A 14,156-nucleotide genomic window follows, 5' to 3' on the forward strand; every position below is an offset into this window, starting at 1 on the left:
TAAACCCTATCAGTCCAGCAGGGAGGGTATGCTCCCGAAAGCATCTTCTACATTGAACCCCTGTGACAGACGCTTGTCCAGGGAAATAAAGCGGATAGTGCGGTCAAAATAATCCATAACCTTTTTGGGGCTGGAAATCTCGGACATAATCACCGTCACACCCATATTGTCTCCCCGCGGGTAATCGCCGCTGCGGATAATGGCATGTTTGGCGTTATCCCTCAGGGTGGCTGAAAGCTCCTTGATAATATCTATACTCATCTTGTTGGGGTGAGCCGACAGCAGGTACAAAGCCCGTCTGGCGTCTTCGGGGCGGCATTTCAAAGAAAGCTCGGCAATGGCGTCTTCCATAGCCTGAGCCCCCTTTTGGGTTTCGGCATGTTTGCCTCTGAAATCCAGCCGGAAGGGCAGAAAGGAACTGGCAATCTTGCTGTGGCCGATAACCGTCCAGCCGGACAGGGTCTGGATAATATCACCGGCATCCAGCACCTTTGAGCCGATATAACGGGGGTTAGTTTCCTCACCGGCGGAGAGTATATTGTAAAAAGGCTCTACGAAACGGTAGTTTATCTTGCTGAAATTATCACTTATAGAAGAGGCATCACGCACATAACGCTGATTATCCGCCAGTATTACGGCATCCGCCACCCCGTAGGCAGACTTTAAACAGGTGCCTACATTATAAATAGTCCGCTCTTCGGTAGTTTCCTCGTAGTTAAAGGGCAGAACAATCATATTGTAAACAGGTTTATCTACAAACCGTTCTTTTATCATCTTGGTCAGCACCGCAATCGCCCCTGAGCCGGTACCGCCGGATGCACCTGCTATCAGTAAAAAGGCATCGGTATCCTGCAGCAGGCGGGTTTCGCGGATACTGTCCAGTATTTTATCCCCGTCTTCACGTGCCAGCTGGGCTCCCAGCTCATTCAGTTTACCCACACCATGCCCGCTGGTCTTGCGGCTGCCGATAAGAATACGGTGTTTATAATCTGCCTTTATATGCACCAAACCGGACAGGTCAGCGATGTCGGTATTTACCGCCAGGACATTTGAAACTATGCTGATGCCGCGCTGACGTCTGGCGTTTTTACCTAACAGGGCAAACTGGTCAGCAATACGCCCGCCGCACTGGCCACAGCCTATGACCATTAATTTCACTTTTTCACCCGCTTTTCAGCAAAAAATCCAAAAACCTTTAAAAGTTTAACTGCTAAGATAGCAATAGTCAATCCAAAGCCTGCCGGTTTATGACATCTCAAGCTGTTTTCTTGATTTTTCAGCCTCAAAACCAGATAATGTTTTTAATATAAAAAGCTGGGCTGATACGATTTTATGCTAGTTGAGCTTCGGGTAAAAAATTTCGGCATTATTGAGGATATCACCTGGTCACCCGGTGAAGGTCTTAATGTCATTACGGGTGAAACCGGAGCCGGAAAGTCACTGGTCATAGATGCGGTGGAAAGCCTGCTTTCGGGGCGTATTGGTGACGAACAAATCCGCCACCAGGCCAGTGAAGCCAATCTGGAGGGAGTGTTTTATTTAAACCCCGCCAGCCGCCTGAAAATAGCCGCCATACTGGCTGAAAACGGGCTGGAACTGGAAGATGACAGCCTTATTATCCGCCTTGAGTCAAAACTGGCCGGCCGCAGTGTGCTAAGGTTAAACGGCAGCGCCATAAGCCGCTCGGTCTTAAGCCGCCTCTGCCCCTATCTTATTGATATACACGGCCAAAGTGAACACCTTTCCCTGCTTAATAAATCTTTCCATCTGGATATGCTGGACGGTTATGCCCATACTGCCGGTGAACGCACCGAGTTTGCCCGTCTGGCAGGTGAGCTTACCTGCCTGCAAAGGCAGCTGTCCGAACTGGAAAAGACCAACCGCGAAGCCATCCGCCAGCAGGAGTTTCTGCGTTTTCAGGCAGATGAAATAGAAGCGGCCAATCTTGCCGAAGGCGAAGAGGAAAACCTGCTTTCCAAACGGCAGGTCATGGCTTCCGCCGAAAAACTGAAAAACCTGACCCACCAGTCACTGGAGTATCTGTGCAGCGGCCAAAGCGGAGGGGTACTGGCAGATTTAAACCAGGCTATGCAATCCCTCAGAAAAATTTCCGAAATAGACGCCTCACTAAAGGAAACGGCAGACGAGGTGGAAAACGCTTATTTCAGCCTTGAGGAAAACTGCCGCTCAGTCCAGAACTATAACCGGGGGCTTGATTTTAACCCCGCGGAACTGGAAGATATTGAAAACCGTCTGGCACTTATCCACAGTCTGGAAAGGAAATACGGGCGGGATATCCCCCAGATACTGGCTTTTCTGGCTAAAACCAAAGCCGAACTGGATAGCATAATCGGCTATGCCGAAAAAACAGATAAACTAAGCGGGGCTATCACCGAATTAAAAAGCCGCCTCGGAGATATGGCATCAGGATTAAGCAAACACCGCAAAGAAGCCGCCCTTAGTCTTGAAAAAGCAGTACAAGCCGAACTGGCGGACCTTAACATGGGGCAGGTAATATTTAAAGTAAATTTCCAAACCCAGTCTGATGAAAACGGGCTGCCGGTTGGCGGGCAGATGCTTGGCTTTACCTCAAGCGGCACAGACATTGTGGAATTTTTTGTAAGCACCAACCCCGGCGAGCCTCTCCGCCCGCTTAACAAAATAGCCTCTACCGGTGAAATATCACGCATTACTCTGGCTTTAAAAAGCGCTGCTTCACGGCTGGACGATATACCGGTGATGATATTTGATGAAATTGATATAGGGGTGGGCGGACGCTCCGGAGACATGCTGGGGCGGAAGCTCTGGAAGCTGTCACAAGGGCATCAGCTGATAAGCGTTTCCCACCTGCCCCAGATAGCCGCATATGCCGACCATCACTTTTATGTATCAAAAACCGAACTTAATGGCCGGATAAACAGCCGGATTGCACGCCTGGATAGTGAAGAACATCTTGCCGAACTTTCGGTAATGCTATCAGGCAACCAAACAGGCGAAAAATCACTGGAAAACGCCCGCGAACTCCTGAAAAAAGCTTCTTTATTCAAGGAAACCAGCCCCGGACAACCCGAACTGAATATGCCCCCAAGCGGAAAGTAGCCATGCCCAGGCATATCTTAATAGCACTTATTTTTACCATTCTATTCTGGTCATCAGCCTTTGCCGCCATACGGGTAAGCCTGGCAGACTACAGCCCGTCCCACCTGGCACTCCTGCGTTTCCTGGTGGCATCTTTGGCTTTGGTCATATACGCCCTGATAACCCGGATGCGCCTGCCGGACAAACGGGATTTACCGGCAATATTTCTGCTGGGGCTGATAGGCATAAGCCTGTATCACTTTGCCCTCAACTACGGCGAAAAAACCGTAACCGCCGGCGCCGCCAGCCTCATTATTGCATCTGCCCCAATCTTCAGTGTTTTGCTGGCCAGATTTTTCTACAAAGATAAACTCACTCCGGCCGGCTGGCTGGGCATACTCCTCAGCTTCGGGGGAATTGCAGTAATCACTCTGGGCGAAGGCCAAACCCTCAGCTTTGAACCCCACGCCTTCTGGGTACTGCTGGCTGCCCTCTTTACCAGCATTTACATAGTATTTCAAAGACCCCTGCTCAAAAAATACAGCGGGTTTGAGTTTTCCACCTATGCCATCTGGGCGGGAACCCTGCTGCTTATGGTAGGCGCACCCGGTCTTTTAAAGGAAATATCCGAAGCCCCTGCCTCATCTACCTTGGCGGTAGTTTATCTGGGTATATTCCCTACCGCCATATCTTACCTTTTATACAGCTACGCCCTGTCCAAAGCCCGCATCTCACAGGTAATCAGCTTTTTATACCTGAACCCTGTTTTTGCCATAGGTATAGCCTTTTTGTGGCTGGGGGAAATACCTGCCCCAATCAGCCTGCTGGGCGGTCTTCTGGCACTGGCGGGGGTAATACTGGTCAACCGTTACGGCCACTACCGCTGATATTTTTAAATCAATTTTGACATACCATTTACATACCTCCTCCATAATATCTCCACACCTGGCCTGTATAGTTAATACATAACAACTCAAGGAGGTTAGAGAAATGAAAAAAGGTCTAAAAGTCTTAATCATTGTGGGGGTAGTAGCTGCCCTCTCCGCCCTGTTCCTGTTTTCCACTGTTTCAGCTGCCGGTCAGAACCGCAGCTTTGCCGGTGATTGTAACGGAACAGTGCTTAGTCTGCTCAACATGACCCAGGCAGAGCTACAGGCGGAACGCCAAAGCGGTAAAACCCTGGCGGAAATCGCCGCCGGACAGGGCATCACTACCGATGCGCTGGTAAATGCCCTGATGGAACAGCACAGGGCCTCAGTGCAGGCTATGGTAAATGCGGGTCAAATCACCCAGGAGCAGGCTGCTTACCGCCTGCAGATAATGGAGCAGAATGTTCTCCGCATGGTCAACCAGACTGGCGGTGCCGGAAATGGTGTCTGTGACGGAACCGGTATCGGCAGCGGTGCAGGCTTGGGCAACGGCGCCTGTGACGGCAGCGGCCCTATAAGCGGTGCCGGTGATGGAACCGGGATTGGCGCCGGCAGCAGCAACGGCATCTGTGACGGAACCGGGATTGGTAGCGGTGCCGGACAAAGAGGCGGCAGATAAGTCTGCCGGGGCTGTGCAATATTATAGCCGGTAAAGATGGGGGCAGGCCCTAAAAGCCTGCCCCTTGCCGTTTGGCAGTTTACATTATAATATGAGAAGAATATGTCTAAGAAAATACTGATAGCCGATGATGAGAATAAAATAGCCGAAATCCTTAAAGCCTATCTTGAACGCGAAGGCTTTAAGGTGAGCGTTACCTATAATGGCAAAGAGGCCCTGGCAAAATTCCGTGAAGAGAACCCCGACCTGATAATACTTGACCTGATGCTGCCCGAAATATCCGGCTGGGATGTCTGCCGCGAAATCCGCAAGGAAAGCCGCGTGCCTATAATCATGCTTACCGCCCGGGATGAACTTACCGACAAGCTGATAGGGCTGGAAATAGGGGCGGATGACTATATGACCAAACCCTTTGAGGCTAAAGAACTGGTAGCCCGCGCCAAAGTCCAGCTGAGGCGGTCTGAACACACCCCTGCTTCCGAGCCGGTACTGGTTATTGACCGCCTGGAAATAGATACGGAACGGCGTTTGGTAAAAATGGACGGGGAGAATATAGACCTGACCGCTACCGAATTTGATATACTGGCAAATCTGGCCGCAAGCCCGGGGCGGGTTTTCTCCCGTATGCAAATACTGGACAAACTGGGTGAGGCTTACGAAGGCTATGAACGCACTATAGACAGCCACATTAAAAATCTGCGTAAAAAAATAGAGCCCGACCCCGAATCCCCAGCCTATATCCTGACCGTACACGGGGTAGGTTACAAGATGAAAGACAAAGGGTAAAAGAGCGTGTCCCGCTTAAGCTATAAAATTTTCGGTGCCCTGCTGCTGACTGTTTTGCTGTCGGTGGGTCTTACTTCGTTTGCCGCCAACCAGCTGACCGCCAGCCAGTTCCGCCAGTATATTATCCGGGGGAATACCGAATTTATAACCAGCGTGGAAAGTGCACTGGGTACATATTATGCCCAATATCAAGGCTGGGATAACGTAAATGGTGTCCTTATCCAGCTGCTGGGCAGTAACGGCGGGCGTTTAGTATTAAGCGATGCCAGCGGGCTGATAGTAGCTGACACCCAAAACAAATGGATAGGCTACCAGACAGACGAATACAGCCTGTCAAACGGTACTTTGATAAGCATTTCGGGTACAGATGCAGGCTATCTCTACTGGATTGGCAGCCAGGGCAGCGGCTCCGGCAGCGGTTACGGTAAAGGGATGCAGAGCGGGCAGAACAATAGCGGTAATGCCGCTGCTGGCATAATCAGCGAATCCCAGCAGCAACTGCTGGATGAAATGAACAGGTCTATCTGGCTGTCCGGGGGCTTAGCCGGTCTGGCGGCCCTGGGTCTGGGGCTGCTGCTGGCCAGCCAGATTATCCGTCCGCTTAAAGCCCTCAGCCGGAGTGCCAGACGGATTGCCGGGGGAGAGCTTTCCCAGCGGGTAAAGGTAGACTCCCGTGACGAACTGGGCGAACTGGCTGAAAGCTTCAACCACATGGCCCAAAGCCTGGAAACCAACGAACAGTCACGCCAGAGACTGCTGGCTGATATTGCCCATGAACTTCGTACCCCACTTACAGTTATTGAGGGGACCGTAGACGGAATACTGGACGGGGTATTTGAGGCTGATGCCCAGCACCTTACCACTATCAAAGAAGAATCCGCCACCCTTACCCGCCTTATAAAGGACCTCCGGGATATATCTCTGGCTGAATCCGGCAAACTCAAGCTGGAAATGACCCAGCTGGATATCGCAGACATTATCCGCCGTCAGGCCAAACAGGCATCTATACTGGCCAAAGACAAATCTATTGCCCTATTAAGTGATATTCCCGCTAATCTATCTACCGTTACGGGTGATGCCACCCGCTTAAACCAGATAACAGCCAACCTGCTCAGTAATGCCCTGCGGCACACACCTGCCGGCGGGCAAATCAGCCTCAGCCTGAAAAATATGCTTTACCGGGATAAACCCGGGATTATGGTATCCGTAACTGACAACGGAGAGGGGATACCACCGGCAGACTTACCCCATATTTTTGACCGCTTTTACCGGGTAAATACGTCCAGAGCCCGAAGCGAAGGCGGCAGCGGGCTTGGTCTGGCTATTGTAAAAGAGATGGCAGAAGCCCACGGCGGTTATGTCTGGGCCGAAAGCTTACTTGGGAAAGGCAGCACCTTTAACTACTGGCTGCCTGCCAGCCATACCTGATATCCCAACTTGAAAAAACCGCCTGATAATCTGAAAACTACCCCTTTCCCCCGGCAGCTATGTAAACTGCAAATACTGTTAAATACAACCTGGTGTGCAGCTGTCTGCCGGACTAACATCTATATACTCAACTTTATTTACCCCATTTATCCCCCTATTTTTAGTAATTAGGGTATAATGGGAAAAATTAAGTGGGAGCATATCTGGATGAGTATAGAAATACAGTTTTTAGGGGCAGCCCGAAATGTTACCGGCTCAAGATACCTGATTAAAACAGACCATACCCAGTTGCTGGTGGATTGCGGGCTTTATCAGGAACGGCGGCTGCAAGACCGGAACTGGCAGCCTTTTGAGATACCCCCCCAAAGCTTAAGTGCTGTAATCATCAGCCATGCCCATATTGACCACTGCGGGTTGCTGCCAAAGCTGGTAAAGGAAGGTTTTGCCGGGCCGGTTTTTGCAACAGAAGCCACCGCAGAAATTGCCCGTATCTCCCTGACAGATGCCGGTAAACTTCAGGAAGAAGATGCCGCTTTTAAAAAGAAACGCCATGAACGCGAAGGCCGAAAAACCAAGTATCCCGAAATACCCCTTTACACCGCCGAAGACGCCAGAGCCGTATCTCCCCTTTTTAAAACAGTGGAATACAGCCGGGAAATAGCCGTAACAGAAGATATCACTGCCACATTTCATAATGCCGGGCATGTTTTCGGTTCGGCCAGCATAGAGCTGAAAATACAGGAAAACCACCGGCAGAAAGTGATAGTTTTTTCAGGTGATTTGGGAAACTGGGACAGACCGATTTTGAAAAACCCTGACCTTGTAAATCAGGCAGATTACGTGGTCATAGAGTCCACTTACGGAGACCGCACCCACCAGGACATAAATGAGGCTTCCCTGAAACTGGCCGAGATAATAAACCAGACTGTTAAACTGGGCGGGAATATCGTTATTCCCAGTTTCGCTCTGGAACGCACTCAGGACCTGCTGTTTTTCCTTAACCGCTTTATGTCAGAGGGCAAAATACCCAGCTTGAAAGTTTTTGTAGACAGCCCCATGGCTATCAGCATTACTAAAATATTTAAAGAACACCCGGAACTGTATGACCGCGAAACCAGCGGCTGGGTGAACAACGGAAGCTCCCCGTTTGAATTTGAAGGTCTTCACTTTACCAACAAAGCGGCGGATTCTAAAGCCATTCTGGCTGAAAAAGACCCCTGCATAATTATAGCCGGTTCGGGTATGTGTACCGGCGGCAGGATAAAACACCATCTGGTAAATAACATTAGCCGCCCCGAATCAACTATCCTGTTTGTGGGCTTTCAGGCAACCGGGACTCTGGGCAGGCTGATAACTGACGGAGCAAAAGAAGTACGGATACTTGGCCAGCACTATCCGGTACAAGCCCGCATAGAGGAACTCAGGGCTTTTTCGGCACACGCAGATCAGCCTACCCTGCTGCGCTGGCTAAAGGGGTTTAAAAATAAACCTGAAATGGTATTTGTAACCCATGGCGAGCCGGAAACAAGCGCCCGGTTTACAGAAACTATAAAAAATACTTTGGGCTGGCAGGCAAAAGCACCCGAATACCAAGAAAAATTTATTTTAGATTAAAGGCAAATAAAAAACCGCTCTGAGAGCGGCAAGCTTTATAAATATACCCGAACTTGGGGGGGTAGCCATAAATCTAGGCTTTATTTTCTTCTGCCCCGCCCGGATTGCCAATGCTCAGTATAAGGGCTATTAAGATAAGCCACAAACCCAGCCCTGACATATCAAACCCCTAAAAAAGTTTTGGCAGACCCTTCCGATAACCGATTACGCCTAGGGCTCAGCACACGGCAGGGGACCTGGATGAAATTTAAGCTTTAGCTGCCTCAAACTAAAGCACCCTAGTTTCCCCCGAAAGAGTCTGCCCGAAACTAATATAAACTATAAGCGCACTGATAGATATACGTACGTTTACGTAATTACAGAATAAATTATCCCGTAGTTTCCTCAGGCATACTTTTTTCAGATACATCATACATATTTTCCGGGGGGATGATACCCCTTTGCAGGGCGTAACGTAAGAGCTGGGTCTGGTTACGCAAATCCAGTTTACGCATCATATTAGCGCGGTGAACCTCTACGGTGCGGGGTGAGATAAACAGCCTCTCGGCTATTTCGGCACAGGTATGCCCCTGTGCTACCAGATGAAGCACTTCCCGTTCCCGTATGGTTAAAGTTTCATAAGGGTCTAGTGATGTAGCTTCGGCAGATTTTTCCATATAGGCTTCAATAGCTTTTTCAGACAAGGGGGAGCTAAGATACCTATGCCCCTGCACAGCTTCGCGGACAGACCTTACCAGTTCCTCTGAAGTGGAGTCCTTAAGTACATAAGCCCTTGCCCCGGCCCGTAAGGCTTCATGGACATAGGCCTCATTGCCGTACATAGACAGGATAACCACCGCAGTTTTAGGTGAACGCTTGACCACCTGATACGTAACCTCAATACCGCTCATGCCGCCCATCATAAGGTCAGTTACCAGCACCCCCGGCTGCAGGCTTTCAACCAGATTTACCGCTTCAATACCATCTGAGGCTTCTCCCACAACCTCAAAATCAGCTTCCGCCTCAAGCAAAGCTTTCAGCCCGTGCCTCACAATCTGGTGGTCATCTGCCAGTACTATACTTATCATGGTTCGCCTCCGTTAATCCTGTCCCGTTCTTCATTCAAAGGAAGTTCAACTATGATATGAGTTCCCTCACCCGGTTTGGATTCTATATCCAGCTTACCGCCGAGAAAACGCACCCGTTCCTTCATACCTTTCAGCCCGCTGGACATACCTGTAGCCCGCTGGGCAGGGTTAAACCCCTTGCCCTTGTCCTGGATTACCAGCGCCAGCTGGTTTTTATCCGCCTTGGCCCGTACCAGCACATTATCAACCCCCGCATAGCGCACAACATTAGTCAGGGCTTCCTGAATAATACGGTATACAGCCGTACCCAGCTGGGGAGAAAACTTGCGTTTGAGACCGGCATGCTGGAAATTTACGTTTATTCCTGTTTGGCTGGTAAAGCGGTCAAAATACCAGAGCAAAGCCGGCAAAAGCCCCAGGTCATCTAACATCCGCGGGCGCAAATCAAGTGACATATTTCTGACACTGCTGATAAGTTCGCTAACCAGCGGCTGGGCTTCAGCCAGCAGTTCTTCGGTCTTATCCGGCGGACTATCTTTTGCCTTGTCCAGCATAAGCTTCAAAACCGTAAGGGACTGCCCTATCTGATCGTGCAGTTCCCGGGCGATAATAGACCGCTCTTCTTCCTGCAGCTCAACCAGCCGCTGGGAAAGAGTATGCAGTTCGTATTCGGCAGCCTTGCGTTCGCTTATGTCACGTGAAACCCCAAGTATACCTAAAAAGTGGTGATTTTCATCATACAGGGGACGCATCAGTGTCTCGGTCAAGATTACTTTGCCGTCCTGGCGTTTTACATCCAGTTCCAGCGGGTTCACAATAAGCTCCGAACCGCTTTTGCGTACCTGCTGGTACACATACAGCAGTTTCTCATAAGATTCGGGGGTGAATACCATGGAAATATGTTTGCCCAGTATATCTTCAGGATAATAGTTGAGCAGGCGGATAGTAGACGGGGAAAGGTAACTGATATTCAAGTGCCCATCAATAGTCCAGACAAATGCCACCATATTATCAGCCAGCAGACGATACCGCCTTTCGCTGTCCCGCAGGGCTTCCTCGGCCATTTTATGCTCGGTAATATCCTGAATAGTTCCCAGCACCCTCTGCGGAACCCCGGTATCACTCAGGGTGATTTCCGCCAGTTCATGCACATACCGCAAGTGTCCGTCAGGGCGTATTATCCGGTGCTGGATATTTAGTCTTGAACCGGAAACTACCGCCTTTTGGGCCTCACTGCGCAGCATATCCCTATCCTCAGGGTGGACTATTTCCATAATCTGCTTAAAACCGGGAAGCCCGTCTTCAGAGCGTAACCCCAGTATATTGTAAACCTCGTCTGAAAGTATCATGCTATGCCCCAAAAGGTCATAATCCCAGTTGCCTATATGGGCAATCCTCTCCGCCTGCGCCAGTAAACCAGCCTGATAACGCAAAATAATCCGCTGCATATGGCTGCGCTCGGTGACATCATGGAAAATAGTCAGTTTGGAAGTAGTGCCATCAGGATTTTTTATAGGCGTGGCCATAAGCTCATAATCACGCTGGTTATGGGAGGAATGCCAAGCCCACCGGACAGTCTGGCCGTTTAGCACCTCTTTACTTTTGCAATAGCTGCAAGGAATCTGGCGCTCATGAAAATAGTCGTAGCATTTCCTGCCGGATATAGGTCCGAACTGAGCCATAAGCGGCGGATTAATATACTCTATCTCATAATCAGCGTCTACAATGTAAACACCGTCCTCCATAGCATCCAGTATCCCCCGCAGTTTATCCCTCTCCAGTTTCAGGGCAGCTTCAGCCTTTTTACGCTCGGTAATATCACGGGCTACCGAAATAACCACAAACCGGTCTCCCAGTTCAAACCGCTGGATATTAAGTTCAACAGGTACAAATGTACCGTCACGGCGCAGATGCCGCTGCTCAAAGATAGCCCGTTCTTCTTCATTCAGTTTCTTAACAGCTTCCGCCACCGATGCATCAAAAGCCGGGTCATCTATCTGGCTGGGAGACATACTAAGCAGTTCTTTACGGCTATACCCAAGCCGCTTGCAAGCCACTTCGTTCACTTCAATAAAGTTACTTTTTTCACCATCCGGAGTTATGTAGTGAACAAACACCGCATCTCCGGAACTATTAAACAAAAAGCGGTAACGCTTTTCACTCTCCTCCAGCATCTGGCGGGTCCGGCTGCTCCGAAATGCGATAGCCGCCAAAGACCGAAATGACGAAGCCACCCGGATATCGGATACGTCAAACCCGCCGGGTTTATCAAAAAGAGCCAGCAGCCCCACACTCCGCCCGCCAAGACGCACCGGCGTAAAAAGGGCATTTTTTAAATCCCGGCAACTGTCTTTGAATAACTCATTATCTTCATCCAGGGTTAAATCATTTTCCAGTACAGACTTCCCGCTTAAACTGGCCTGCAAAGCCAGACCTCTAAGCAGTATAGATGAAGGGAATTGAAAGTGCTTATTAGTGCTATCCGCATAAATAATACGGCAGACATCACCCTCTATTTGCCCTATAAAACCGCTCTGGCAGGAGGTGATTTTTTTGCAAGAAGAATAAATTGCAATAGCAGCTTCCTGAAGACCGGGGCGCTCCAGTATGGCACGTGATGCCTCCAGCAAAACCGCTGTTTCGTGGATACGCCGCCGGGTTTCCTCAAGCGAATTTTTCAGAGCTATTTCCATATGCTTACGGACAGTGGTTTCCAGCAGGGAAAATACCAGCCCCTGCACCCGCCCGTCAGAACTTTTGATTGGCACTAAACTCCAATCCCAGTATGTAATACCCCTCCACGGCTGGTCAGCATACTCAAAGGGTTTGTCATGGAATTCTACTGATTCGCCGGTTTCAACCGCTTTTCTAAAAATAGCTTCGTTTTCAGCATTGGGAAAGAGAACGAAATGATTGAAACCTATCAATTCTTCTTCCGTATGCCCGCAATTTTTTACATAAGCCCGGTTAACTTTTATAAAATTAAAATCCCGATCCAAAAAAGCCAGCTGGATAGTGGTATTATCCATGATAGATTGCAAAGCATAACTGTTAGACATCATTGCAAAGGCAAGCTCTTTATCCTCTAAAGCGGACTGACCGGGCAGCCTCTCTTGGGCTAAACTTATATTTTTATATTTGCTTATGTCTGAAACAGTTTTGGAAACTTCTGAAGATGCAGGCAGAGGCTTACTTTCCGGAAAGACCGGAGATGCCGTAACTGAAAGTAACTGCTCATAACGGCACTGCAATTCCTCAAGTTCGGCTGCCAGCTGGGCTTTGGTCTTGCTAATCTTGGGCATAATCCCCCCAGAAAACCGATTATCCTAATTTTAGGCTATAAGTAAACGGGTAACAAGACATTTTTTAAGCTGATGAATGCACCCGCCCCGGACTGAACGCCAAATCTTCATTTATGATACAATTCCCTCTGCATATGAACGAAATTACACCTGAAATCATTGAAAATGTCTGCCTGGAAAAAGGCGCTAACTCCGGGCTTACCAAAGTAACCCTGACTGACCGTACCCTGGAAATTTTCGGGGGTATTCCGGGAGAAACGGCAGATATCCGCCTTTTTACCCATAAAGCCGGACGCGGCTATGCTCAGGTAATAAAAGTGCATAACCCCTCTGCCGAAAGGGTCCCTCCTGCCTGCCCGTATTTTGGTGATTGTACCGGCTGCACCTTCCAGCATATAAGCTATCCCCACCAGCTGAAACTAAAGCACCAGATTATCTTGGCCGAATTTGAAAAAGCAGGGCTGGACAGCACTTATATCTCAGAGGTAATACCCTCAGCAGCCGAATATGGCTACCGCAATCATGCCCGTTTTTCCATATATCACGCCAAGCTGGGTTTTGTAAACCGGTTTTCACGCCGCCATGTACAGGTAGACCACTGCCGTATAATGAACTCCGGCATAAATAAAGTCCTGGCAGAACTGCAAGATAAATGCGGAGAGACCCGCCAGCTTTCCATCCGCCACGCAAGCAATAAAGACAGTTATCTTATCCAGCCTAAACTGACAAAAGCCGATATAAGCATTGAAAGCGGGCAGAAAGAGTACCATGACCTGCTGCTGGGGCATGATTTTTGCATATCTGCCGCTTCGTTTTTTCAGGTAAACAACCCCCAGGCCGAAAAAATGGCCGGACTCATAAAAAAACACCTGAACCTTAGCGGCGGGGAAACGCTGGTAGATGCCTATGCCGGAGTGGGTACATTTGCAGTCCTGCTCAGCCCTGACTGCAACAGGGTAATAGCCATTGAGGAATCTGCCGCCGCCATCAAGGATGCCCGCCTGAATATTGCAGGCATAGATAATATTGAACTTATCCAGTCTAAAACAGAGGACGTTATCAGCCAGTTTCAGGGGCAAATGGACGCACTTATACTTGACCCGTCACGTAGCGGAGCCCACCCGTCTGTCTTAGCCAGCATATGCCAAAACCCGCCCCGTAACCTGGTATATGTGGCTTGTGACCCGTCTTCACTGGCCAGAGACCTCAAAATACTGCTTGGCGGCCCGTTTGAACTTTCACAGGTAATACCGGTGGATATGTTCCCCCAGACTTACCATGTCGAGACGGTCTGCTTGATGTCAAGGGTCGAAGGAAAATAGGCGCGAAAGCC

10 protein-coding genes are annotated in these 14,156 nt (G+C 49.5%); 7 read left to right on the top strand and 3 right to left on the bottom strand.

Annotation, left to right across the window (positions count from 1 at the left end):
- Window positions 1-9 precede the first annotated feature (9 nt).
- Window positions 10-1,149 (bottom strand): tubulin/FtsZ family protein, encoded by a 1,140-nt coding sequence (locus tag DET_RS05435; RefSeq protein ID WP_010936748.1) that lies wholly within the window; start codon window positions 1,147-1,149, stop codon window positions 10-12.
- A 183-nt stretch (window positions 1,150-1,332) separates the two neighbouring features.
- Between DET_RS05435 and recN the strand changes: the two genes are divergently transcribed.
- The 6 genes from recN (at window position 1,333) to DET_RS05465 (ending at window position 8,454) form a co-directional block, all read left to right on the top strand.
- Complete coding sequence (gene recN / locus DET_RS05440) at window positions 1,333-3,099, top strand: DNA repair protein RecN (RefSeq protein ID WP_010936749.1); 1,767 nt, start codon at window positions 1,333-1,335, stop codon at window positions 3,097-3,099.
- Window positions 3,100-3,101: 2 nt separating this feature from the next.
- The gene (locus tag DET_RS05445; protein ID WP_010936750.1) at window positions 3,102-3,965 is read left to right on the top strand and encodes a DMT family transporter; all 864 of its coding nucleotides are present in this window, start codon (window positions 3,102-3,104) and stop codon (window positions 3,963-3,965) included.
- Window positions 3,966-4,068: 103 nt separating this feature from the next.
- Entirely contained in the window at window positions 4,069-4,626 is a 558-nt protein-coding gene (locus DET_RS05450; RefSeq protein ID WP_010936751.1) for a hypothetical protein, read from the top strand.
- Window positions 4,627-4,728: 102 nt separating this feature from the next.
- Window positions 4,729-5,412, top strand: coding sequence for a response regulator transcription factor (locus tag DET_RS05455; protein WP_010936752.1), 684 nt, complete (start codon window positions 4,729-4,731; stop codon window positions 5,410-5,412).
- 6 nt (window positions 5,413-5,418) lie between these two features.
- On the top strand, window positions 5,419-6,840 hold the full coding sequence (locus DET_RS05460; RefSeq protein ID WP_010936753.1) for a sensor histidine kinase: 1,422 nt from the start codon (window positions 5,419-5,421) through the stop codon (window positions 6,838-6,840).
- A 207-nt stretch (window positions 6,841-7,047) separates the two neighbouring features.
- The gene (locus DET_RS05465) at window positions 7,048-8,454 is read left to right on the top strand and encodes an MBL fold metallo-hydrolase RNA specificity domain-containing protein (RefSeq protein ID WP_010936755.1); all 1,407 of its coding nucleotides are present in this window, start codon (window positions 7,048-7,050) and stop codon (window positions 8,452-8,454) included.
- 368 nt (window positions 8,455-8,822) lie between these two features.
- On the opposite strand, the gene DET_RS05470 is transcribed toward DET_RS05465, so the two are convergent.
- Complete coding sequence (locus DET_RS05470; RefSeq protein ID WP_010936757.1) at window positions 8,823-9,521, bottom strand: response regulator; 699 nt, start codon at window positions 9,519-9,521, stop codon at window positions 8,823-8,825.
- Window positions 9,518-12,823 carry a PAS domain S-box protein gene (locus DET_RS05475; protein WP_010936758.1) on the bottom strand — a complete coding sequence of 1,102 codons (3,306 nt, stop codon included), beginning with the start codon at window positions 12,821-12,823 and terminating at the stop codon, window positions 9,518-9,520. The genes DET_RS05470 and DET_RS05475 overlap by 4 nt, the downstream gene beginning before the upstream one ends.
- A 134-nt stretch (window positions 12,824-12,957) precedes the next feature.
- Between DET_RS05475 and DET_RS05480 the strand changes: the two genes are divergently transcribed.
- Window positions 12,958-14,145: a class I SAM-dependent RNA methyltransferase gene (locus tag DET_RS05480; RefSeq protein ID WP_010936759.1), complete on the top strand. Its 1,188-nt coding sequence runs from the start codon at window positions 12,958-12,960 to the stop codon at window positions 14,143-14,145.
- The last annotated feature ends 11 nt before the right edge of the window (window positions 14,146-14,156 follow it).

This window comes from Dehalococcoides mccartyi 195, from assembly GCF_000011905.1.
Lineage (GTDB): Bacteria > Chloroflexota > Dehalococcoidia > Dehalococcoidales > Dehalococcoidaceae > Dehalococcoides > Dehalococcoides mccartyi.

What these genes read in the sequence shown, in the direction of transcription:
- DET_RS05450 (WP_010936751.1), top strand. Translation starts at nt 4,069, where the DNA reads ATGAAAAAAGGTCTAAAAGTCTTAATCATTGTGGGGGTAGTAGCTGCC.
- DET_RS05435 (WP_010936748.1), bottom strand. Translation starts at nt 1,149, where the DNA reads ATGGTCATAGGCTGTGGCCAGTGCGGCGGGCGTATTGCTGACCAGTTT.
- DET_RS05445 (WP_010936750.1), top strand. Translation starts at nt 3,102, where the DNA reads ATGCCCAGGCATATCTTAATAGCACTTATTTTTACCATTCTATTCTGG.
- DET_RS05455 (WP_010936752.1), top strand. Translation starts at nt 4,729, where the DNA reads ATGTCTAAGAAAATACTGATAGCCGATGATGAGAATAAAATAGCCGAA.
- DET_RS05465 (WP_010936755.1), top strand. Translation starts at nt 7,048, where the DNA reads ATGAGTATAGAAATACAGTTTTTAGGGGCAGCCCGAAATGTTACCGGC.
- DET_RS05475 (WP_010936758.1), bottom strand. Translation starts at nt 12,823, where the DNA reads ATGCCCAAGATTAGCAAGACCAAAGCCCAGCTGGCAGCCGAACTTGAG.
- DET_RS05480 (WP_010936759.1), top strand. Translation starts at nt 12,958, where the DNA reads ATGAACGAAATTACACCTGAAATCATTGAAAATGTCTGCCTGGAAAAA.
- recN (WP_010936749.1), top strand. Translation starts at nt 1,333, where the DNA reads ATGCTAGTTGAGCTTCGGGTAAAAAATTTCGGCATTATTGAGGATATC.
- DET_RS05470 (WP_010936757.1), bottom strand. Translation starts at nt 9,521, where the DNA reads ATGATAAGTATAGTACTGGCAGATGACCACCAGATTGTGAGGCACGGG.